Source organism: Sphingosinicellaceae bacterium (genome assembly GCA_019285715.1).
Lineage (GTDB): Bacteria > Pseudomonadota > Alphaproteobacteria > Sphingomonadales > Sphingomonadaceae > Glacieibacterium.
In genome coordinates this window covers 2,290,473-2,311,588 of the sequence record CP079108.1, presented here as the reverse complement: position 1 = coordinate 2,311,588, position 21,116 = coordinate 2,290,473, and the positions used below count along the sequence as shown (strand labels likewise).

The following is a 21,116-nucleotide window of genomic DNA, read 5'->3' as shown; positions in this document are numbered from 1 at the left end:
GCACAAGGGGCATCAAGTGACCGAGACCGACACGACCCGCGCATCGAACAATCTCCCAGCCTGGCTGGCGCTTTCGTGCGTCGGCTTCATCGCCACCGACCGTGCGCTTGCCGCGGACGCCAGCGCCGACGAGCAGAGCAGTACGATCATCGTCAACGGCAAGGCGATCGCCGGGGCCGAGATGGATAACGTCAAGGCGGTGGCACCGCTGCTCGATACGCCGCGCTCGGTCGTCGTGATCGACAAAGAAGTCATCAAGGAAACCGGCTCGGCGACCTTGGTCGAGGCGTTGCGGACCGTGCCCGGCATCACCTTTGGCGCGGCTGAGGGCGGCAACCCGATCGGTGACCGGCCCTTTATCCGCGGCTTCGACAGCCAGGGCTCGATCTATCTCGACGGCGTCCGCGATCTCGGCGCGCAAAGCCGCGAAGTCTTCGCGGTCGACCAGATCCAGATCGTTCGTGGCTCGGACTCGACGCTCGGCGGGCGCGGCTCGGCGGGCGGCACGATCAATATCGTCTCGAAGCTGCCGAAGGCCCGCAACTTTGCCGAGGCCGACGTCAGCTACGGCAGCGCCAACTACAAGCGCGTCACCGCCGACGTGAACTACAAGCTGACCGACACCATCGCGGTGCGCATGGCCGGCGCATGGCACGACCAGGATGTCGCCGGGCGCGACGAGATCTTCCAGAAGCGCTGGGGCATCGCGCCGTCGATCACCGTCGGGCTCGGCACCCCGACCCGGCTGACGCTGTCCTACTACCACCTGACCAGCAACGAGCTGCCCGACAGCGGCATTCCGTACCTCTACACCATCGGCAATACGCCGAACCTGGGCGTCAGCTACTCGGAGCCGGCGATCGGCAACGTGACGACGCTCGGCGGAGTGACCGGCCACGTCGACCGCTCGACCTTCTACGGCCTCAAGGACCGCGACTTCCGCCACGCCACCACCGACCAGGCGACGGCGCGGTTCGAGCATGACCTCGGCGGCGGCATCACCATCCGCAACACCTCGCGCTACAGCGACACCAACCAGAGCTACATCTTCACGCTGCCCGACGATTCGACCGGCAACGTCTTCGGCACCAGCACCGCTAGCCCTGGCACCGCGGGCGGTTACCTGTGGACCCGGGCCAACACGCGCTACGGCTACACCAAGAGCCTGGTCAACCAGACCGACCTGTACGGCAAGTTCGATACCGGCAGCATCCACCACAACTTCGCCGCCGGCGTCGAGCTGTCGGTCGAGAAGGCGCGGCGCGGCGCCTACGTCACGCGCGGCTTCGTCAACGCAGCGGGTAACGAGCTGCTGTCGACCGGTTCGACGATCACGCCGCGCTGCAACGCGACGACCATCTCGCGCTATTACTGCGTCAGCATTTTCACGCCGAACCCCGATGCCCCGTGGGTCAACTACACCAGCGACACGTCGAACACCGTCGCGCCGATCGTCAAGAACCTGCCCGTCGCCGAGACGCAGAACGATGCGTACACCGAGGCGGTCTATGCCTTCGACTCGATCTCGCTGACCGACCGGCTGATCCTTAACCTGGGCGCGCGCTACGACAGCTTTACCTCGAAGGTCACGCCCGGCCAGCCGATCACGGCGACCAGCAGCTTCACGCTTCGGCGCGAGGACAATCTGTTCAACTACCAGGTCGGTGCCGTCTTCAAGCCGACCGCGAACACCAGCGTCTTTGCCTCGTACGCGACCGCCGCGACGCCGCCGAACAGCCTGCTCGGCGAGGGCCAGGAGGGCAACAGCCTCGGTACGACGAATACGGCCGCCAGCCTTGCTACGCTCGATCTCCTGAAGGTCGAGAAGACCAAGTCCAAGGAGATCGGCGGCAAGGCAGACCTGTTCGACGAGCATCTGTCGCTGACTGCCGCGGTGTTCGACACCAAGACCGCCAACGCTCGCGTCACCAGCGATGCCAACACCGTGACCTTTATCGGCAAGCGCCGCATCCGGGGTGTCGAGCTCGGCTTCAACGGCCAGATCCTCAAGGGCTGGACGGTGTTCGGTGGCTACACCTACCTCGACGCCAAGATCACCGACGGCGGCTCGACGGCGCTGGCGGTCGCGGCCAACGGAGCGGCCAAGGCCACCACAGTGCAGGTCGACTCGGTCAACACCGGGCGGCAGTTCCCACAGACCGCCAAGCACAGCTTCACGGTGTGGAGTAATCTCGACGTGACCTCGCGGCTGACCGTCGGCGGCGGCGCCTTCTATTCGAGCAGCGTGTTCGGCGGCTATGCCGACAACCGCTCGGCGAGCCAGACCGCGGCGGGCGTCATTACCGTCATCCCCGCGACCAAGATCATCGAGCGTTCGGTGCCGAGCTACTGGCGGTTCGACGCGCGCGTCTCCTTCAAGGTCAACGACCACATCGATATCTCGGCCAACGTCCAGAACCTGACCGACAAGGTCTATTTCAACCAGGCGTACACCAGCCACTACGCCAGCATCGCCGCGGGCCGCAGCGCCTTCGGGACTCTCGCGGTCCACTACTGAGGTGACGATCGCCGCGATCAACGCGCTGCGACCCGATGAAGTCGCGCGTCGCCTGTCGGGTTCGCCCGAACAGGCGGCGCGCTTCATCGGCGAGGCCGCGGCGGCGGGATCGGCGGAAGCTTGCGCGACCTATGGCCAACTGCTGCTCGACGGGCAGGGCGTGGCGCGCGATCCGGTTGCTGCACTGCGCTGGTTCGGCGTCGCGGCGGCGCAGGGCCATCTCGCGGCGATCAACATGGTCGGACGCTGCCACGACCTCGGCTGGGGCACACCGGTCGACAAGGTTTCCGCCGCCCGCTGGTTCAAGCGCGCCGCCGAGCGCGGGCTCGACTGGGGCATGTACAATTGGGGGACGGCGCTCGCGCTCGGTGCCGGCGTGCCCGAAGACAAGGCGGCGGCGCTTGGCTGGTTCGAGCGAGCGGCAGTGCTCGGCAATGCCAAGGCGGTGAACTTTATCGGCAGCTTCCACGAGGATGGCTGGGTCGTGCCGCGCAACGTCGGCCGAGCAGCGGAATTCTATGAGCGAGCGGCTGCCGGCGGGGACTTCCGCGGGCAGTTCAACCACGGCCGGATGCTGGTCGCGGCGGGCCGGGTCGAGGATGCACGGCTTTGGTTCGAGCGGGCGCTGGCGGGCGGGACCGAGCGGTTTCGGGGGCAGGCGGGGGAGTGGCTGGCGGAGCATGTTCCCGATTTCTCCCGTCATCCCCGCCTTCGCGGCCATGACGATGCTCGCCGCGGCGCGTCATGATGATCATCCCTGCCGTGCTCACTCCCGCCGAGCTTACCGAGATCCGCGCTCTCGTCGATCCGGCCGAGTGGATCGACGGCAACGTCACCTCAGGCAGCCAGTCGGCGCTCGCCAAGACCAACGAGCAACTCCCCGAGGATAGCGACGCGGCGAGTGCGGCGGGCAACCTCGTCCTCGATGCGCTGGCACGCTCTGCGCTGTTCGTCGCGGCCGCCTTGCCGCTCCGGGTCTATCCGCCGCTGTTCAATCGCTATTGGGTCGGGCAGGGCTTCGGCGACCATGTCGACAGCGCGGTCCGCATCCGGCGCGGCCGCGACTTCCGCATCCGCACCGACCTGTCGGCAACCCTCTTCCTCGCCGACCCGGACAGCTACGACGGCGGCGAGCTGGTCGTCAGCAATGGCCGCGGTGTCAAAGGCGCCGCGGGCGACATGGTCCTTTATCCCGCATCGAGCGTCCACCGGGTCGAGCCGGTAACGCGCGGCGTCCGCGTTGCTTCATTCTTCTGGGTCCAGTCGATGGTGCGTTCCGAAAGCGACCGCGCGATGCTGTTCGAACTCGACCAGGCCGTACAGGGGCTCGGTGCGCTCCAGGGCGCAGGCCACCCGGAGATCGTCCGCCTCACCGGCGTCTACCACAATCTGTTGCGCCGCTGCGCCGAGCTTTAGGAACACCCGTGATACGCCTCAACCAGTCCGGCCTGTTGTTCGTCCCCAAGAGCTGGCAGCGCGCCAAGGTCATCAACTGGCTCAAGCGTATCCACGCGTGGACCGGCTTCTGGGGCGCGCTGATCTTCCTGCTGATGGGCGCGAGCGGCTTCCTGCTCAACCACCGCGACACCCTCAAGATCGACACCGGCAAGCCGGTCGAGGTCAATGCCATGACGATCGCCGTCGCGCCCGGGACGATCACCGACGCCGATGGACTGGGCCGCTGGGCGAAGCAGGCGCTCGGCATGCACGCGGAAGCCAGACCGCCGCGCGCTGGTCCCGGTGATGGTGGTCGCGGGCGCGGCGACGGCCCCGGACGCGGTCGCGGCGAGCGCGCCGGTCGTGAAGGCGGCGAGGGCGCAGCTCGCGAGGCCGCTCCCGACCGCCGCTTCATGGGCCGCAAGCTGCCCGAGATCGAACAGTGGACCCGGGTCTTCAACCTCGCCGACGGCAAGGTGACCGTCGAGTACGTTCCCGGTGCCAGCTTCGTCTCGGCAAAGCGCGAAGACGCTGGCGCGCTCAACACCATGAAGAACCTGCACAAGGGCGTCGGGCTCAGCGTCCTCTGGGTGCTGTTCATCGACACCGTCGCAGGCGCGCTGATCACCATGAGCCTGACCGGGTTCCTGTTGTGGTCGCGGCTGCACGGCGGGCGGCTGCTGGCGGGCGGGATTGTCGCGGTCAGCCTCGGCGTCGCGGTCGCCGGGGTCGCGCCCTACCTCTAGGGACGTTGTTGTCCCGGGCTTGACCCGGGACCCAGCTAACCCAGCTGACCGGTCTCGGAAGAAGCCGGTCCCGGGTCAGGCCCGAGACGACAATTCCCCGGTTCGCACAATCGCCATCGCAACATTTCTGCGCACCCCGCGTTACGTCGGCGCAACCACAAGGGGTTTCAGATGTCGCTTGGTACCATTCTCCTCATCGTCGTCATCCTGCTGTTGATCGGCGCGCTGCCGAACTGGGGCTATTCGAGCGGCTGGGGTTACGGCCCGTCGGGCATTCTCGGCGTCGTCGTCGTTATCGTGCTGGTGCTGTTCCTGATGGGCCGCCTCTAGGCCTCAGCACGACGAAGACCGCTAGCATTGCGACGCTGAGCACGGCGGAAAGCAGGAACGGGGCGCCGGGCAGGTATGGCACGGTGTCCCGGGCTGCGAAGTGCGCGAACACCTGGGTCATTGCTACCGGACCGATGATTGCAGCGACCGCGTAGACGCTCGAGATTGCGCCTTGCAATTCGCCCTGTTCGCTCGGGCCGACTTGGCTCGACATCAGGCCCTGCAGCGACTGGTAGACGAGGCCCGACAGCGCACCGACGACGATGCCGACATACAGCTGCCAACCTGTCTGCGCGAAACAATAGGTCAGGTAGGCCGCGATGCCGCTTAGTGCGCCCGTCACAATGACCCGGCGCTCCCCGAACTTCGGCAGCAGCTTGCGCGACACGAAGCCCTGCATGAGCACCGATACGAGCCCGACGAAGGCGAGGCTGTAGCCGACCTGGTCGGGCGACCAGCCGAACTTGGCGATGGTGTAGAAATTCCAGATCAGCGGCAGCGACTGGAAGCCGATCACCCACAGGAAGGTCGCCGCTGCCAGCCCGAGCACGACCGGCTGGTAGCGCTTGAGGCGGAGCAAGGCGCCGACGGGGTTGGCGCGCTTCCAGTCGAACGGGCGTCGGAGCTCGGGTGCCAGGCTCTCGGGCAGCACGAACCAGCCGTAGGCGACGTTGAGCAGCGCCAGCCCGGCAGCGACGAGGAAGGGCACCTGCGCGCCGTATTTCGCCAGCAGGCCGCCCAGCACCGGCCCGATGATGAAGCCGAGGCCGAAGCCCATGCCCGCGATCCCGAAGTTGGCGGCGCGGCGTTCGGGCGGGCTGACGTCGGCGATATAAGCGTAGGCGGTGCCGAACGACGCGCCGGTCGCGCCCGCCACCAGCCGCGACGCGAACAGCCACGCAAGGGTGGGCGCGAACGCCATTGCGATATAGTCGAGCCCGAACGCCGCGAGACTGGCGAGCAGCACCGGCCGCCGCCCGAAGCGGTCCGACAGCCCTCCGATGATCGGCCCGCAGACGAACTGCATCGCCGCATAGCCGAGCCCAAGCCAGCCGCTGACGATCGCCGCGTTCGCGACCGTGCGCCCGGTGAGGTGGACGATGAGCTGCGGAAACACCGGGATGACGATGCCGAAGCCGATCGAATCGATCAGCACTGTCACGAAGATGAAGGCGAGCGCGTGCCGGATCGGGGTTGCTTCGGTCATCAGGGGCACTCCCGCCAAGCCGGCAGGTCTAGCGGGCGAGGCGGCGCACGGCTAGGCGGGAGCATGATCCCTGACTTCGACCTCCACGCGTTCGTTGCCGCCACCCTCGCTGAGGATTTGGGAAGGGGCGGCGACGTCACCTCGAACGCGGTCATTCCCGCCGACGCGCGCCTGTCGGCAGTGCTCGCCAGCCGTGATGCGGTGACGGTTGCCGGGCTGCCGATCGCGGCGGCGTTCTTCACCGCGCTCGACCCCGCAGCCACGGTCGAGATCCTGGTCGCCGAGGGCACCGCCGTCGCGCCGGGCACACCGCTGCTGCGGGTCGAGGGCAACGCGCGCGCGCTGCTCGCCGCCGAGCGCTCCGCACTCAACACGGCGCAACATCTGACCGGCATCGCGACTGTCACCCGGAGCTATGTCGACGCGATTGCCGGGACCGGCGCGATCCTCCTCGATACCCGCAAGACGCTGCCCGGCCTGCGCGCGCTGGAGAAATACGCGACCCGCACCGGCGGCGCGACCAACCATCGGATGCGCCTCGACGACGGCGTGATGATCAAGGACAACCACATCGCGGTCGCGGGCGGGGTCGATGCCGCGGTGCGCGCGGCGAAGGCGGCGGGGCTGAAGGGTATCGTCGTCGAGGTCGACCGCATCGACCAGATTTCGCCCGCGCTGGCGGCCGGTGCGGATCGGCTGCTGCTCGACAACATGGGGCCGGCGGTGCTGCGCGAGGCGGTGGCGCTGGTTGCCGGGCTGGTGCCGACCGAGGCCTCGGGCGGCGTCAATCTCCAGACCATCCGCAATATCGCTGAAACCGGCGTGACCTACATCTCGGTCGGGCGCATCACCCAAAGCGCGCCGGCCGCCGATATCGGGATGGATTATGTTTAAGCAGATCGTTGCGTTCGTCGTCCTGATCGCAGCGAGCGCGGCGCAGGCCGCGACCAGTTGCGCGATCCCGCCGAACCTGACCCCGGCACCCGTCGGACCGTCGGAGGAGCAGCGCATCCTGCCGGTCGAGAAGTTCGTGCTCGCTTATTACTGGTGGCCCGAGAACTGCCGCCAGTATCCGGGTGAGGGCTGCAGCCAGCATTTCGGCCTGAAGCTACACGGCCTGTGGCCCGACGGGGCAGGCGAGACCTGGCCGCAGTTTTGCCGCACCCCGACCGCGCTCCCGGTCGCCACGGTGCGCGCCAACTGGTGTATGACCCCGGCCGTCACCCTGCTCCAGCACGAGTGGGCCAAGCACGGCACCTGCTTCTGGCCCAACGCCGACGCCTTCTTCGCCGACGAACGCCGGCTTTACGACAAATACCCGATGCCCGAGCTCGACAAGTTGAAGGGCAAACTCACCGCCGGCGACATCCGTGACGCCATTGTCACCGCCAACCCGGAACTGCCGCGCGAGGCGATCTTCGTCGGCACCGCCAAGAAGCAGTGGCTGACCGAAGTCCGCATCTGCCTCAACGTCAGCTATCGCCCGATGCCGTGCGAGGACGGCAAGGTCGGTGCCGCCGACCGCGTGCCGGTGCGGGTACGGCCGCGCTGAACCCGCCAACGAGGACCGAGCCATGATCATCGAAGTGAGCCGCGACGACCTGCGCGTTACCCGCGCCGTCGAGCGTCCCGCCGAGCCTGGCCCGGGGCAAGCGGCCTTCGCCGTCGAGCGCTTCGCCCTGACCTCGAACAACGTCACCTACGCCGCCCACGGCGTCGACATGCGCTACTGGGACTTCTTCTCGGCTCCCGGCGAGTGGGGCGTCGTGCCGGTCTGGGGCTTCGGGCGCGTCACCGCCTCGAACGTCGAGGGCTTGGAGATCGGGGAGCGCTTCTATGGCTATTGGCCGATGGCGGACGCGGTCGTGCTGACCCCGGTCAAGGTCACGCGGCGTGGCTTCGTCGATGGTGCCGCGCATCGCAGCGAACTCGCGGCGGTCTACAATGGCTACGGGCGCGCCACCGACCTGCCCGGCGACGAGGCGCTGCACATGCTGTTCCGGCCGCTCTACGTGACCTCGTTCCTGCTCGACTTGGCCTGTGGCGACGGCGGCACCGCGGTCCTGTCGAGCGCCTCGTCGAAGACCGCGATGGGCCTTGCCCATGCCCTGAAGGCGCGCGGCGGCTGGACGGTCATCGGCCTGACGTCGGAGCGCAACCTCGGCTTCGTCGAGGCGACCGGGCTGTACGACAGCGTCGCCCTCTATGACGAGGTCGACGGTCTGAAGGTCGCGGGGCGGAATGTCTATGTCGACTTCGCCGGCGACGGCGCGGTGCGCGCCGCAGTCCACAACCGCTTCGCCGATGCCCTCGCGTCGAGCATCGTCGTCGGGGACACGCACTGGGAGGTCAGCGGCGCCGGCCAGCCGCTGCCCGGCCCACGCCCCGAGTTCTTCTTCGCCCCGACGATCATGGCGGAACGGCTGGCGGAATGGGGGCAGGCGGGCTTCGACGAGCGGCTGGCCGTGGGATGGCAGGGGTTCACTGCCGCGGTCGCGCCGTGGCTGCGGGTGGTCGCGGTCGAGGGGGTAGAGGCGGCGCGGGCGTCTTGGACGCGGATGGCGAGTGGCGATGTCGATCCGGCGGAGGGACTGGTCGTACGGGTCTGACCTTCCCCCTCCCCCGAGCGCGAGAGGGGTGCTAGTCCGGCGTATGGACCTCGCCCGCTTCCCGCGCCGCCGCTACACGCCCGGCTTCACTGCCATCGAGCCGATGCGGCACCTGTCCGATGACACCGGCTGCGACCTGTGGATCAAGCGCGATGATCAGCTCGGGCTGGCCGGCGGCGGCAACAAGACCCGCAAGCTCGAATTCCTCGTCGCCGACGCGCTGGCGCAGGGGGCGGACACCCTGATCACCGTCGGTGCGCCACAGTCGAACCACTGCCGGCTGACCCTGGCCGCCGCGGTCCACGAGGGGCTGCGTTGCCGCCTCGTCATTGAGGAGCGCGTCGCGGGCAGCTACGACGCCGCGGCGATCGGCAACAACCTGCTGTTCGACCTGATGGGTGTCGAGGCCAGGACCGTCGTTCCCGCCGGCACCGACCTTGCCGCGGCGATGGGCGCGGAGGCCGAGATCGTCCGCGCCGCCGGCCGCAAGCCGTATCTGATCGCGGGCGGCGGCTCGACCCCGCTCGGCGCGCTCGGCTATGTGTCGTGCGCGCAGGAGATCATCGCGCAGTCGTTCGAGCAAGGCGTCGCCTTCGACCGCATCGTCGTCGCTAGCGGCAGCGCCGGGACCCACGCGGGCCTCGCGGTCGGGCTCCGTGCCGCAAGCTGGGACGGCCGCCTGACCGGGATCAACGTCCGCCGCCCGCGGGCCGAGCAGGAGGGCAATGTCTTCGCGCTTGCCGAGACAACCGCCGCGCTGCTCGGGGTCGTGCCGCCGCCGCGCGACGCCATCGAGTGCCTCGATGACTGGGTCGGCCCGGGCTATTCGCTGCCCTCGCCCGAGATGATCGCCGCGGTCCGCACCGCCGCGAGCCGCGAAGGCGTCCTGCTCGACCCCGTGTACACCGGCAAGGCCTTCGCCGGCCTGCTCGGGCTGATCGCACGCGGCGAGATCGCGCCGGGCGAGCGCGCGCTGTTCGTCCACACCGGCGGCGCGCCGGTCCTTCACGCTTATGCCGGGGTGCTGCGCTCATGATGACGGTCGGGGTGATGGGCGGCATGGGCCCGGCGGCGACGCTCGATTTCCTGCAAAAGCTTCACGCCGCGACGCCCGCAACGGGCGACGAGGATCATCTGCGCGTGCTCACCGATTCCGATCCGCGTATCCCGGGGCGCAACGCGGCGCTGCGCGGCGACGGGCCGTCGCCCTTTCGGGGGCTGGTCCGGATGGCGTGCGGGCTGGTCGACGCGGGAGCGGAGCTGCTGGCGATGCCGTGCAACGCCGCGCACGTCTGGGCGGGCGATATCCAGGGCGCGGTCGACGTACCGTTCGTCAGCATGATCGACGCCGCCGCCGACGTGATCGCCGCGAGCGGCGCGAAGCGGGTCGGGGTCCTCGCCGCCGACGCGACGCTGCGCTCGGGCCTGTACCGCAACGCGCTTGCGTCCCGCGGCGTCGGGGTGATCGACGTCGACCCGACCGCGGTCATGCCATTGATCATGCGCATCAAGAGTGGCGACACCGGCCCCGAACTCCGCGCCGCGATGGCCGGGCTGGCGGCCGGGCTGGTCGCCCAGGGTGCCGACACGGTGCTGGCGGCATGTACCGAGGTGCCGCTGGTGCTCGGGCAGGGCGACGTCACGGTGCCGTTCGTCGACGCGACCGCCGCGCTGGTCGGCGCTGTCCTCGCGCGCGCTCTTGTCGCACCCGTCACACCAACGTAACACGTCGACGGCTTGCGTGGGGGAGACGGGATGGCGACGGTAGCGATGGATGGCGGGGCGATAACGCTCGACGTAAAGCGCGATCGACTGGTCATCCTCGCGTCGTCGCTCGGCACGGTCTTCGAGTGGTACGACTTCTTCGTCTACGGCACGCTCGCGGCGCTGCTGGGGAACTACTTCTTTCCCTCCGACAACAGCGGTGCGGCGCTGCTGAAAAGCCTCGCGGCGTTCGGCGTCGGGTTCGGGGTGCGGCCGCTCGGGGCGATCGTCTTCGGCTATTTCGGCGACCGTGTCGGACGCAAGTACACCTTCCTCGCGACGATCACCCTGATGGGGCTGGCGACCGCGCTGGTCGGCGTGCTGCCGACCTACCAGGAGGTCGGGCTGTGGGCTCCTGCGGGCCTGCTCGCGCTGCGCATCCTGCAAGGCCTCGCGCTCGGCGGCGAATACGGCGGCGCGGCGATCTACGTGGCCGAGCATGCCCCGGCCGAGAAGCGCGGCTTTTACACCAGCTTCATCCAGGCCTCGGTCGTCGGCGGTTTCCTGCTGTCGATCATCGTCGTGCTCGGGGTGACGGCGCTGGTCGGCAAGGATAATTTTGTCGCCTGGGGCTGGCGCATTCCGTTCATCTTCTCGCTGTTCCTGCTGGCGCTGTCGCTGTGGATACGGCTCAAGCTCCAGGAGAGCCCGATCTTCACGGCGATGAAGACCGCCGGCAAGGCGTCGGCGAACCCGATCCGCGACAGCCTGCGCGAGCCCGGCAACCTGCGCCCGGTGCTGGTCGCGCTGTTCGGCATCGCCGCCGGACTGACGGTGATCTGGTACACCGCGCAATTCCAGACTTTGTTCTTCCTCCAGCAGGCGGCGCGGGTCGACCAGATGAGCGCGCAGATCATCCTCGGCATCGCGGCCTGCATCTCGGCCCCGCTATTCGTTCTGGCGGGCTGGGTGTCCGACAAGATCGGCCGCAAGCCGTTGATCGTGGCGGGCTACGGCCTGACCCTGATCTTCCTGTTCCCGCTGTTCCACATGATCGCCGACGCGGCCAACCCGGCGCTCGCAGCAGCCTCGAAGCGCGCGCCGGTCCGCATCGGGAACGCAGCGTGCGGCTACAACCCCTTCGCCAGCGGCAAGCAGGACAGTGTCTGCGGGCAGGTGCTCGACTATTTCGCCAAGAAGGGCGTGCCCTACCGCAAGATCAAGGGCAGCGGCGACGAGGTCGTGCCGATCCCGATCGTCACCATCGGCGGCTACCGCATGGAGGGCCTCGTGCCCGCGAAGTTCGAGGCGGCGTTGCGCGCTTCCGGCTACCCGGGCTCTGTGGATCCCGCGACCGGCAAGTGGGACCTGCGCGCCGACCCCGCGGAGCGCAACGACCTCGTCATCCTGTTCGCCTGCGTCATGCTCGGGCTGCTCAGCGCAATGACCTACGGGCCGGTTGCTGCGGTTCTCGTCGAGCTGTTCCCGGCGCGCATCCGCTACACCTCGCTGTCGGTGCCCTACCACATCGGCACCGGCTATTTTGGCGGCTTCCTGCCGTTCGTGGCGCAGTTCATCGTGGTCAAGACCGGCAACATCTTCGGCGGGCTCTGGTACACGTTCGCTGTCGTCGCGGTGGCGCTGGTGGTGACCGTGCTGTTCCTCCCGGAGACCCGGAAGCGGGATATCTGCGCATGATCTTGTTGCAACGGAAGTGACCGGCCCCCTCCACGGTATCCGCGTCGTCGACCTCAGCCAGATCGTCTCCGGCCCGATGGCGGCGTGCATCCTCTCCGACCAGGGCGCCGACGTGATCAAGGTCGAAACTCCCGGCGGCGACCCGGTGCGGACGCTCGGCCCGCGCAAGGGCGACCTGTCGTCGATGTTCATCACGGTCAACCGCGGCAAACGCGGCATCGTCCTCGACCTCAAGCAGCCCGCCGCCTGCGACATCCTGTGCGGCCTGATCAAGGGCGCCGACGTGCTGCTCGAGAACTTCCGTCCCGGCGCGATCGAACGGCTCGGCTTCGGCTACGAGCGCTGCCGGGAGATCAATCCGCGGCTGGTCTTCGCCTCGATCAACGGCTTCGGCCCCGACGGTCCCTATGCCAATATCCGGGTCTATGATCCGGTCGTGCAGGCGGTGTCGGGCCTCGCCGCGACGCAGGTCGACACCGATGGCCGCATCGGCCTGATCCGCTCGCTGATCGCCGACAAGGTCACCGCCCTGACCGCGGCGCAGGCGATCACCGCGGCCCTGTTCCAGCGCGAGCGCACCGGCATCGGGCAGCGCGTCGACATCGCCATGCTCGACGCGGCGGTCGCCTTCAACTGGGCGGACGGGATGTACAACCACTGCTTCGTCGACGATGCACCGCCGCCCTTCCCGGAGTACGGTTCGATGATGCGGCTATGGACGGCGGCTGACGGCCAGGTCGCGGTCGGATCGTTGCAGAACAGCGAGTTCTTCGCGTTGGCTCGTGCAGTGGGTTTGCCCGAGCTTGCCGACGATGAGCGGCTGCGCAGCGTCGGCGGCCGCATGGCGCACCGTCAGGAGTGGACGCCCAAGCTGTCGGCGGCGCTCAAGGCGACCGACCTCGACACGCTGATGGCGGCGTTCATCCGCGAGGGTGCGGTCGGCGGGCGGGTCAACACGCTGGACCGCGTCATCGACGATCCGCAGGTCCGCCACAACGGCATCGTCGCCGAAATCGACCATGGTGCCGAGGGCCGGGTGCAGACCCCGCGACCCGCCGCTCGGTTCGGCGCGGGCGGCGACGCAACCCTGCGTCCGGCGCCGCACATGGGCGAGCACAGCCGTGCCGTCCTGCGTGAGCTCGGCCGCGACGACGCAGCGATCGATGCGTTGATCGCGACCGGCGCGGTCCTCGCCGCCTGAAGACGTCTGAACCATCGATTTCCGTTCCGTTAGGACCGTTGCGTAAGGGCAACGGGCATGGCGGATTGATGACGCGGTGCACCATCCCCATATCGTTCTCAAGCCGCCCGCCGTATCTTCGGGCGTGGGAGTAACCAGATGACCGACCAGACCCTTCCTGTCCTGCCGCTCCGGGATATCGTCGTCTTTCCGCAGATGATCGTGCCGCTGTTCGTCGGCCGCGATAAGTCCGTGAAAGCGCTCGAGGCGGTGATGCACGGCGACAAGACCGTGTTCCTGCTGAGCCAGAAGAACCCCGGCGACGAGGACCCCGCCGCGGGTGAACTCTACGACGTCGGCACCGTTGCCACCGTCCTGCAACTGCTCAAGCTTCCCGACGGCACCGTCAAGGTGCTGGTCGAGGGCCAGTCGCGCGCCCGGCTCACCAGCCTCGACGCCAGCGGCGAGTATCTGTCGGCGACGCTCGAGCCGGTCGAGGACGTCATCGGCGACGCCACCCAGATCGAGGCCCTGGTCCGCTCGGCTGCCAAGCAGTTCGAGGGCTACGTCAAGCTCAACAAGAAGACCGCGCCCGAGATCGCCGTGCAGATCGGCCAGATCGACGACGCCGGGCGTTTTGCCGACACGGTCGCCGCCAACCTCAACCTCAAGATCGCCGACAAGCAGACGATCCTGGGCGAATCCGACGTCGCCAAGCGGCTCGAACTCATCTTCGGCTTCATGGAAGGCGAGATGGGCGTCATGCAGGTCGAGAAGAAGATCCGCAGCCGCGTCAAGCGCCAGATGGAGAAGACCCAGCGCGAGTATTACCTCAACGAGCAGATGAAGGCGATCCAGCGCGAGCTGGGCGAGGGCGACGAGGCCAAGGACGAGGTCACCGAGATCGAGGAGAAGATCGCGCGGGCCCGCCTGCCGAAGGAGGCCCGCGAGCGCGCCATCTCCGAGTTGAAGAAGCTCAAGGCGATGGCTCCGCAGTCCGCGGAAGCGACCGTCGTGCGCAATTACCTCGACGTTTTGCTCGGCCTGCCGTGGAACAAGAAGTCGAAGATAAAGCGCGATATCGCGTTGGCGCAGAAGGTCCTCGATGACGACCACTACGGGCTGGAGAAGGTCAAGGACCGGATCATCGAGTATCTCGGCGTACAGGTGCGAACCAACAAGCTCAAGGGTCCGATCCTGTGCCTCGTTGGCCCCCCGGGCGTCGGCAAGACCTCGCTCGGGCGCTCGATCGCCAAGGCGACCGGCCGCGAGTTCATCCGGCAGTCGCTTGGCGGCGTCCGTGACGAAGCGGAAATCCGTGGCCACCGGCGGACTTACATCGGTTCGTTGCCGGGCAAGGTGATCCAGAACCTCAAGAAGGCCGGGACTTCGAACCCGCTGTTCCTGCTCGACGAGATCGACAAGCTCGGCCAGGATTTTCGCGGCGATCCGTCGTCGGCGCTGCTCGAGGTGCTCGATCCGGAGCAGAACAAGGCGTTCAACGACCACTACCTGGAGATCGACTATGATCTCTCGGACGTGATGTTCGTTACGACCGCGAACTCGCTCAACATGCCGCAGGCGCTGCTCGACCGCATGGAGATCATCCATCTGTCGGGCTATACCGAGGACGAGAAGGTCGAGATCGCCAAGCGCCACCTGCTGTCGAAGCAGTACGATGCGCACGGCCTGAGGCCGCACGAGTTCGCGGTCACCGACGGCGCGCTGCGCGACCTGATCCGCTATTACACGCGGGAAGCCGGCGTGCGGACGCTGGAGCGCGAGCTGGCCAAGCTGGCGCGGAAGTCGTTGCGTCGCATCCTCGAGAACAAGGCGATCTCGGTCACGGTCGACGTCGACAACCTCCACGAGTTCGCGGGCGTGCAGAAGTTCCGCTTCGGCGTCGGCGAGGTCGAGGACCAGATCGGGGCCGTCACCGGTCTCGCCTGGACCGAGGTTGGCGGCGAATTGCTGACCATCGAGGCCGTCACCGCGCCCGGCAAGGGCACGATCCGCACGACCGGCAAGCTCGGCGACGTGATGACCGAGTCGATCCAGGCGGCGCTGAGCTTCGTCAAGGCGCGGTCGCTCCAGTACGGCATCAAGCCGTCGGTGTTCGAGAAGAAGGAGATCCACGTCCACGTCCCCGAAGGTGCGACTCCCAAGGACGGTCCTTCTGCCGGTGTGGCGATGGTCGTGGCGATGGTCTCGACGCTGACCGGCATCCCGGTTCGCAAGGACATCGCGATGACCGGCGAGGTCACGCTGCGTGGCCGCGTCCTGCCGATCGGCGGCTTGAAGGAGAAACTGCTGGCGGCGTTGCGCGGCGGGATCACCACGGTGTTCATCCCGGCGGACAACGAGAAGGATCTGGCGGACATCCCGAAGAACGTCACCGAGCAGCTGCGGATCATCCCCGTCGCCCACGCCGACCAGGTGCTGGCGGAGGCGTTGACCCTGCCGCTGGTACCGATCGAGTGGGTCGAGCCGGCCGAACTGGCGGCGTTGCCCGACGCTGCGGTCGTCGAGGAACTCGCCGTCCGTCACTAGACTGAAGCGCCCGGTCGCGAATCCCACAAAGGGGAACGAATCCCTTTGACTTGGGGGTCGCGGCCGGGCCTCATGCGTTACCCCGGGGGCGGGCGTAGTAGGGGAGGGCAAATGAACAAGCAGGAGTTGGTCACGGCAGTGGCCGAGAGCACGGGCCTCCCGCGCGGCGATGCCGGGCGAGCGGTCGAGGCGGTGCTCGACGCGGTCACTGCGACGCTCAAGGGCGGCGGCGAGGTGAAGCTGGTGGGCTTCGGGACGTTCGTCGTCAGCCAGCGCAAGGGCTCGGATGGCCGCAATCCGCGGACCGGCGAGCCGATGACGATCGCACCCGCGAACCAGCCCAAGTTTCGTGCCGGCAAGGGTTTGAAGGACGCGGTCAACTAGGCGCGCACGGCCGCCACCTTTACACCCGGGGTGGTGCCGTCTAGACGAGCGCCTCGCTGGCGGCGGGCGCGTAGCTCAGCGGTAGAGCACTCGCTTCACACGCGAGGGGTCGCAGGTTCAAACCCTGCCGCGCCCACCAGTTTCCGCAATCGATCACCACCGTTCAGGGCTAGCCTGCGCCGGACGGTGCACCCGTCTGCGGCGCATCTTCGTTACACCAGCCAACCGCCGCGACCAACGCGCCGGAGCGATGTGCAAGACGGAGAAAATCATGTTCCGCACTCTTATCCTTGGGGTTTCGGCGCTTTCGATCCTGGCGATGCCGATCGCTGCAACCGCCCAGAACGGCGACCGCGACGACCGTTACCGTGACCGCCAGTATCAGGGCGACGACCGGCGCGATGACCGTGGTGACGACCGCCGTGGTGAGGACCGCCGTGGTGACGACCGCCGCGGTGACGATCGCCGAGATGACCGCCGTGGCGACGACCGGCGCGATAGCGGCTACCGGGACGACGGCGACCGCCGCGATCATGATCGCGGACGCGACGATCGCGGACGCGGCGATTGGCGGAGCTACCGCAACTACGACTACAACCGCCTGCCGCGCGGCGAGCGCGCCTATTACGCCGACCAGTATTACCGCGACGGTCGCTATTACCAGCCACGCCGGCTCGGGCCGAACGACCGCATCTACCGTGGTCGTGACAACCGTTATTACTGCCGCCGCTCGGACGGCACGACCGGGCTGATCGTCGGCGCGATCGGCGGCGGCGTGCTCGGCAACGTCATCGCGTCGGGCGGATCGAACACGCTCGGCACCGTGCTCGGCGCAGTCGGTGGCGGCTTGCTGGGTCGTTCGGTCGATCGCAACGTTACCTGTCGCTAACGGGTTCGCAGCCGCGTCGAGTTAGGCTAGGGGAGGGCGATGCCCGCCCCTGCCGCCCGCGGCTCCGCCCTTCGTGCCGCCATAGTGTTCGTGCCGCTGCTCAATTTTTTGGGTGGTGCATCGGCGCGACTGAGCGGCCCGACTGGTGACAGCGCCTGGTTCAACGCCCTGACCCTGCCCGCAGCGCAGCCACCGGGCATCGCTTTCCCGATCGCGTGGACGGCGCTGTATTCGCTGATGGGCATCGCCGCCGCGCTGGTCTGGGCGACCAAGGTTAGCGGCCGCTGGATCGCGCTCGGGCTGTTCGCGGCGCAACTGGCGCTCAATCTCGCCTGGGCGCCGCTGTTCTTCGGCGAGCACCAGATATTCTACAGCCTGGTCCTGCTCGGCATCGTGGCGCTGGCGGCGCTGATCACGACCTTCGCGTTCGGCCGCGTCAACCGGGTCGCAGCTTGGCTCATGGTACCTTATCTATGCTGGCTGGGTTTTGCTTCCGGGCTAAACTTCGACATCTGGCAACTCAACCCCCACGGCGGCCCGACCGTCCTAGCGCAGGAGCGATAGACATGCAGACCGAGAACCGCATTTTCGCCGACCTCGCCAAGGTTGCGACATCGGCGATGGGCACCTTCGCTGGCGTCGGCCGCGAGATCGAGACCGCGACCCGTTCCCGCCTGCGCGAGGCCGTCGGCGGACTCGACATGATCGACCGCGACGAGTTCGAGGCAGTCAAGGCGATGGCCGCCAACGCCCGCGCCGAGGTCGAGGCCCTGCGCTCCGAGATCGCCGCGCTGCGCGCCGCCATGGCTCCGCAGCCCGCCGCGCCACCGGCGGATGCCCCCATCGTATGACGCTTATCCACAGCTTTCGCACAGGGTCGCCGAGTCGCGCCATTGCGCCTCCGCACCGTTCGCGTCAGCGTCCACCCACGTCCAGTAGGGGGAACCGGACATGACATCAGTCGACTTCGCCTTCACCCATGCGCCCGCCGCGCCGATCGACATGCTCGAGCATTATTTCAACGCGCACGGCCATGCTTTCGAGCGCACCGGCGACGAGGAGATCACCGCTTCGATCGCCGGCGAGTGGACCACCTACGAGCTTCGCGCCTTGTGGCGGGAGGAGGAGCATGTCCTCCAGCTCATCGCGCTGCCCGACGTCCGGGTGCCCGACAACAAGCGCGCCGCGATCTACGAGACCATCGGGCTGATCAACGAGCAGTTGTGGATCGGCCACTTCGAGATGTGGTCGGCGGACGGCGCCTTGCTGTTCCGCCACGCGACGCTCCTCGACAGCGAGGACGATGAGGAAGACATCGACCTGACCATGGGCCAGGCCGAGATGCTCGTCGAAGCCGCAATCGACGAGTGTGACCGCTATCACCCGGTGTTCCAGTTCGTCCTGTGGGCCGGCAAGTCGCCCGCCGACGCGCTGCAGGCGGCGCTGCTGGATACCGTCGGCGAGGCGTAAGATCGGCCGCTGGGACGCGCCCGGTGGCGGGCGTTGCCGGTACGCCGAACTGTAATAAATCGCGGTTAAGCGCTGTTAGGTATTGTCCTAACAAGCGGGGAACCTCGATGTCCAAGAAGTATCTGCCGGCCCTGATGCTCGCGACGATCGTCGCGATGCCTGCGTCGGGTAACGTGGTCCTGCTCGCCAACGGCTCGATCAGCGGCAGCAGCGCCGGCGTGAACACCGACCTGTCCGGGCTGACCGGCGCGTTGGAGAACGGCGTTGCCGGCAACTTCCTTGGTGGCCTTGGTTCGGGCATCGCGTACGCAGGGCACAACACCTTCATCGCGACGCCTGACCGTGGCCCCAACGCCACCCCGTATAATTCGGCCGTCGACGATACGACCTCGTACATCGCCCGTTTCCAGACCCTCAAGTTGAGCCTGGTCGCCGGTGCGGGCGGTTCGCTGCCGTTCTCGCTCTCGACGAAGCTGACCGGCACGACGCTGCTGTCCAGCAAGAGCCCCCTCAACTACGGTACCGGCGCCGGCCTCGGTGTCGGCTCCGGGGTCCCGGGCGCGAATTCTGCCGGTCTGAATTACTTCACTGGGCGGTCTGACAACTACGGGACGGGTAACTCGGGCAATGCGTCGAATGCCCGCTTCGACCCCGAATCGGTTCGCGTCTCGAACGACGGCCGCAGCGTTTTCATCTCGGATGAATACGGCCCCTATGTTCGTCAGTTCGATCGGAACACCGGTTCGCTGATCAAGACCTTCGCGTTGCCCGGCAACTTGGACGTCGCCAATCTGTCGCCGAACGGTGCGACCGAAATCAGTGGCAACACCTCTGGCCGCGTCGCCAACAAAGGCATGGAGGGGCTCGCCATCACGCCCGACGGCAAGACCCTGGTCGGCATCATGCAGGCACCGCTGATCCAGGATGCAGCCGACAGCAAGACCAAGAAGCTGCTGCGCATCGTGACCATCGACATCGCCACCGGGGCGACCCATGAATACGGCTACAACCTGACCAGCGGCTCGGGCGTCAGCGACATCGTCGCGATCAGCAATACCGAGTTCCTGGTCGACGAGCGCGACGGCAAGGGCCTTGGCGATGGCAGTAATGCCGCGGTCAAGCAGGCCTTCACCATCGACCTGGCAGGCGCGACCGACATCACGGGCCTGAGTGGAGCTGCTGCCATCGCGGCGGTCGTCGGCAAGACGGAATTCCTCGACATCGTCACCGCGCTTACGGCCAATGGTCTCAGCACCGCACAGGTGCCGGCAAAGATCGAGGGCTTCGCCTTCGGCCAGGACGTGACCTACCTCGGCAGCATCTATCACACGCTGTTCGTCGCCAATGACAACGACTTCGTGCCCGATGTCGCGGGAGCCAACCAGTTCTTCGTATTCGGCTTCCAGGATAGCGACCTGCCGAACTTCATCGCGCAGGAGCTGGCGGCGTCGGTGCCGGAGCCGTCGACCTGGTTATCGATGATCGCTGGTTTTGGTATCGCGGGCAGCCTGCTGCGCCGCCGTCGCGGGGGCGCTGTGCTGGCCTGAGCCACTGCACTGGCGCTCGCGCCCGCGTTCTTCGATACTGCGGTGATGACCACGCCGCACCTCACCGACCTCGGCTCCCTCTGGCTGCTAGGGTGTGGCAACATGGGCGGAGCGTTGCTGCACCGCTGGATGGCGGGTGGGATGACCGGCATCGCGGTGATCGACCCGAACCCGCGCGCGCTGCCCGACGGCATCGCCGCGGGCGCCGAACCGCCGGCGGGGGAGGGGCCCGACATCCTCGTCGTCGCGGTCAAGCCGCAGCTGCTCGCGGCGGCGGCGGCACCGGTGGCGGCGCGGCTCAAGCCCGATACGCTGGTCGTGTCGATCATGGCGGGGGTCGGCCTCGCGGCGGTGTCGGCGGCATTCGGGGGGCGGTGCGTCGTGCGCACCATGCCCAACACCCCGGCGCGGATCGGGCACGGCGTCACTGCGCTGTATTCCACCGGCGCCGAGGGGCAAGCTGAGGCGGAAGCGCTGATGGCGGCGGCCGGCGAGTGCGTGTGGCTCGACGACGAAGCACAGTTCGACGCGGTGACCGCGGTGTCGGGGTCGGGCCCGGCCTACGTCTTCGCCTTCATCGAGGCGCTGGCGGCGGCGGGCAGGGCGGCGGGTCTGCCCGCGACGCTCGCCGACGCGCTGGCGTTGCGGACGGTCGCGGGGGCAGGGGCGCTGGCGGCGTTGCGCGACGCGACTCCCTCCGAGCTCCGCATCGCGGTGACCAGCCCGGGCGGCACCACCGCTGCCGGTCTTGGCGTGCTGCAGCCCGAGTTGGGAGCGCTCGTCGCCGGCACCGTCGCTGCGGCAGCACGGCGCTCGCGCGAACTCGGCGAGCCGGTGTAGGCAGATC

General features: G+C 67.8%; 21 protein-coding genes and 1 tRNA gene. 21 read left to right on the top strand and 1 reads right to left on the bottom strand.

The features are described 5' to 3' along the window. Nucleotides 1–16: 16 nt before the first annotated feature. From KX816_10730 to KX816_10710, 5 genes are all read left to right on the top strand, one after another. Nucleotides 17–2,518, top strand: coding sequence for a TonB-dependent receptor (locus KX816_10730; protein ID QXQ04788.1), 2,502 nt, complete (start codon nucleotides 17–19; stop codon nucleotides 2,516–2,518). Between the two features lies 1 nt (nucleotide 2,519). Next, complete coding sequence (locus KX816_10725) at nucleotides 2,520–3,266, top strand: sel1 repeat family protein (protein QXQ04787.1); 747 nt, start codon at nucleotides 2,520–2,522, stop codon at nucleotides 3,264–3,266. Then, a complete protein-coding gene (locus KX816_10720; GenBank protein ID QXQ04786.1) occupies nucleotides 3,263–3,934 on the top strand; it encodes a Fe2+-dependent dioxygenase in 672 nt (223 codons plus the stop codon). The genes KX816_10725 and KX816_10720 overlap by 4 nt, the downstream gene beginning before the upstream one ends. Nucleotides 3,935–3,942: 8 nt before the next feature. After that, nucleotides 3,943–4,701 (top strand): PepSY-associated TM helix domain-containing protein, encoded by a 759-nt coding sequence (locus KX816_10715; GenBank protein QXQ04785.1) that lies wholly within the window; start codon nucleotides 3,943–3,945, stop codon nucleotides 4,699–4,701. A gap of 171 nt (nucleotides 4,702–4,872) precedes the next feature. Further along, on the top strand, nucleotides 4,873–5,031 hold the full coding sequence (locus KX816_10710; protein QXQ04784.1) for a DUF3309 domain-containing protein: 159 nt from the start codon (nucleotides 4,873–4,875) through the stop codon (nucleotides 5,029–5,031). Here KX816_10710 and KX816_10705 read toward each other — a convergent pair. After that, complete coding sequence (locus tag KX816_10705; protein ID QXQ08513.1) at nucleotides 4,994–6,220, bottom strand: TCR/Tet family MFS transporter; 1,227 nt, start codon at nucleotides 6,218–6,220, stop codon at nucleotides 4,994–4,996. The two genes, KX816_10710 and KX816_10705, sit on opposite strands and share 38 nt — an antisense overlap. A gap of 81 nt (nucleotides 6,221–6,301) precedes the next feature. Between KX816_10705 and nadC the strand changes: the two genes are divergently transcribed. The 16 genes from nadC (at nucleotide 6,302) to proC (ending at nucleotide 21,109) form a co-directional block, all read left to right on the top strand. Next, on the top strand, nucleotides 6,302–7,132 hold the full coding sequence (gene nadC / locus KX816_10700) for a carboxylating nicotinate-nucleotide diphosphorylase (protein QXQ04783.1): 831 nt from the start codon (nucleotides 6,302–6,304) through the stop codon (nucleotides 7,130–7,132). After that, complete coding sequence (locus KX816_10695; GenBank protein QXQ04782.1) at nucleotides 7,125–7,790, top strand: ribonuclease T; 666 nt, start codon at nucleotides 7,125–7,127, stop codon at nucleotides 7,788–7,790. Before nadC ends, KX816_10695 begins: the two co-directional genes overlap by 8 nt. A gap of 22 nt (nucleotides 7,791–7,812) precedes the next feature. Beyond that, the gene (locus KX816_10690; GenBank protein QXQ04781.1) at nucleotides 7,813–8,847 is read left to right on the top strand and encodes a DUF2855 family protein; all 1,035 of its coding nucleotides are present in this window, start codon (nucleotides 7,813–7,815) and stop codon (nucleotides 8,845–8,847) included. Between the two features lie 43 nt (nucleotides 8,848–8,890). Then, entirely contained in the window at nucleotides 8,891–9,883 is a 993-nt protein-coding gene (locus tag KX816_10685) for a D-cysteine desulfhydrase (GenBank protein ID QXQ04780.1), read from the top strand. After that, the gene (locus KX816_10680) at nucleotides 9,880–10,572 is read left to right on the top strand and encodes an amino acid racemase (GenBank protein QXQ04779.1); all 693 of its coding nucleotides are present in this window, start codon (nucleotides 9,880–9,882) and stop codon (nucleotides 10,570–10,572) included. Before KX816_10685 ends, KX816_10680 begins: the two co-directional genes overlap by 4 nt. 30 nt (nucleotides 10,573–10,602) lie before the next feature. Beyond that, nucleotides 10,603–12,249, top strand: coding sequence for an MFS transporter (locus tag KX816_10675; protein QXQ04778.1), 1,647 nt, complete (start codon nucleotides 10,603–10,605; stop codon nucleotides 12,247–12,249). A 16-nt stretch (nucleotides 12,250–12,265) separates the two neighbouring features. Next, nucleotides 12,266–13,450 carry a CoA transferase gene (locus KX816_10670; GenBank protein ID QXQ04777.1) on the top strand — a complete coding sequence of 395 codons (1,185 nt, stop codon included), beginning with the start codon at nucleotides 12,266–12,268 and terminating at the stop codon, nucleotides 13,448–13,450. A gap of 138 nt (nucleotides 13,451–13,588) precedes the next feature. After that, on the top strand, nucleotides 13,589–15,979 hold the full coding sequence (gene lon / locus KX816_10665) for an endopeptidase La (protein ID QXQ04776.1): 2,391 nt from the start codon (nucleotides 13,589–13,591) through the stop codon (nucleotides 15,977–15,979). A 111-nt stretch (nucleotides 15,980–16,090) separates the two neighbouring features. Further along, nucleotides 16,091–16,363, top strand: coding sequence for an HU family DNA-binding protein (locus KX816_10660; GenBank protein QXQ04775.1), 273 nt, complete (start codon nucleotides 16,091–16,093; stop codon nucleotides 16,361–16,363). A gap of 64 nt (nucleotides 16,364–16,427) precedes the next feature. Next, nucleotides 16,428–16,502 (top strand) — tRNA-Val (locus KX816_10655). Between the two features lie 180 nt (nucleotides 16,503–16,682). Beyond that, on the top strand, nucleotides 16,683–17,252 hold the full coding sequence (locus tag KX816_10650; GenBank protein ID QXQ08512.1) for a glycine zipper 2TM domain-containing protein: 570 nt from the start codon (nucleotides 16,683–16,685) through the stop codon (nucleotides 17,250–17,252). Nucleotides 17,253–17,291: 39 nt separating this feature from the next. After that, nucleotides 17,292–17,816, top strand: coding sequence for a tryptophan-rich sensory protein (locus tag KX816_10645; GenBank protein QXQ04774.1), 525 nt, complete (start codon nucleotides 17,292–17,294; stop codon nucleotides 17,814–17,816). A gap of 2 nt (nucleotides 17,817–17,818) precedes the next feature. After that, nucleotides 17,819–18,103 carry an accessory factor UbiK family protein gene (locus KX816_10640; protein QXQ04773.1) on the top strand — a complete coding sequence of 95 codons (285 nt, stop codon included), beginning with the start codon at nucleotides 17,819–17,821 and terminating at the stop codon, nucleotides 18,101–18,103. A gap of 100 nt (nucleotides 18,104–18,203) precedes the next feature. Beyond that, entirely contained in the window at nucleotides 18,204–18,722 is a 519-nt protein-coding gene (locus KX816_10635) for a YbjN domain-containing protein (GenBank protein ID QXQ04772.1), read from the top strand. A 107-nt stretch (nucleotides 18,723–18,829) separates the two neighbouring features. After that, complete coding sequence (locus tag KX816_10630) at nucleotides 18,830–20,269, top strand: esterase-like activity of phytase family protein (protein ID QXQ08511.1); 1,440 nt, start codon at nucleotides 18,830–18,832, stop codon at nucleotides 20,267–20,269. A gap of 45 nt (nucleotides 20,270–20,314) precedes the next feature. After that, nucleotides 20,315–21,109 (top strand): pyrroline-5-carboxylate reductase, encoded by a 795-nt coding sequence (gene proC, locus KX816_10625; GenBank protein ID QXQ04771.1) that lies wholly within the window; start codon nucleotides 20,315–20,317, stop codon nucleotides 21,107–21,109. Nucleotides 21,110–21,116: the final 7 nt, after the last annotated feature.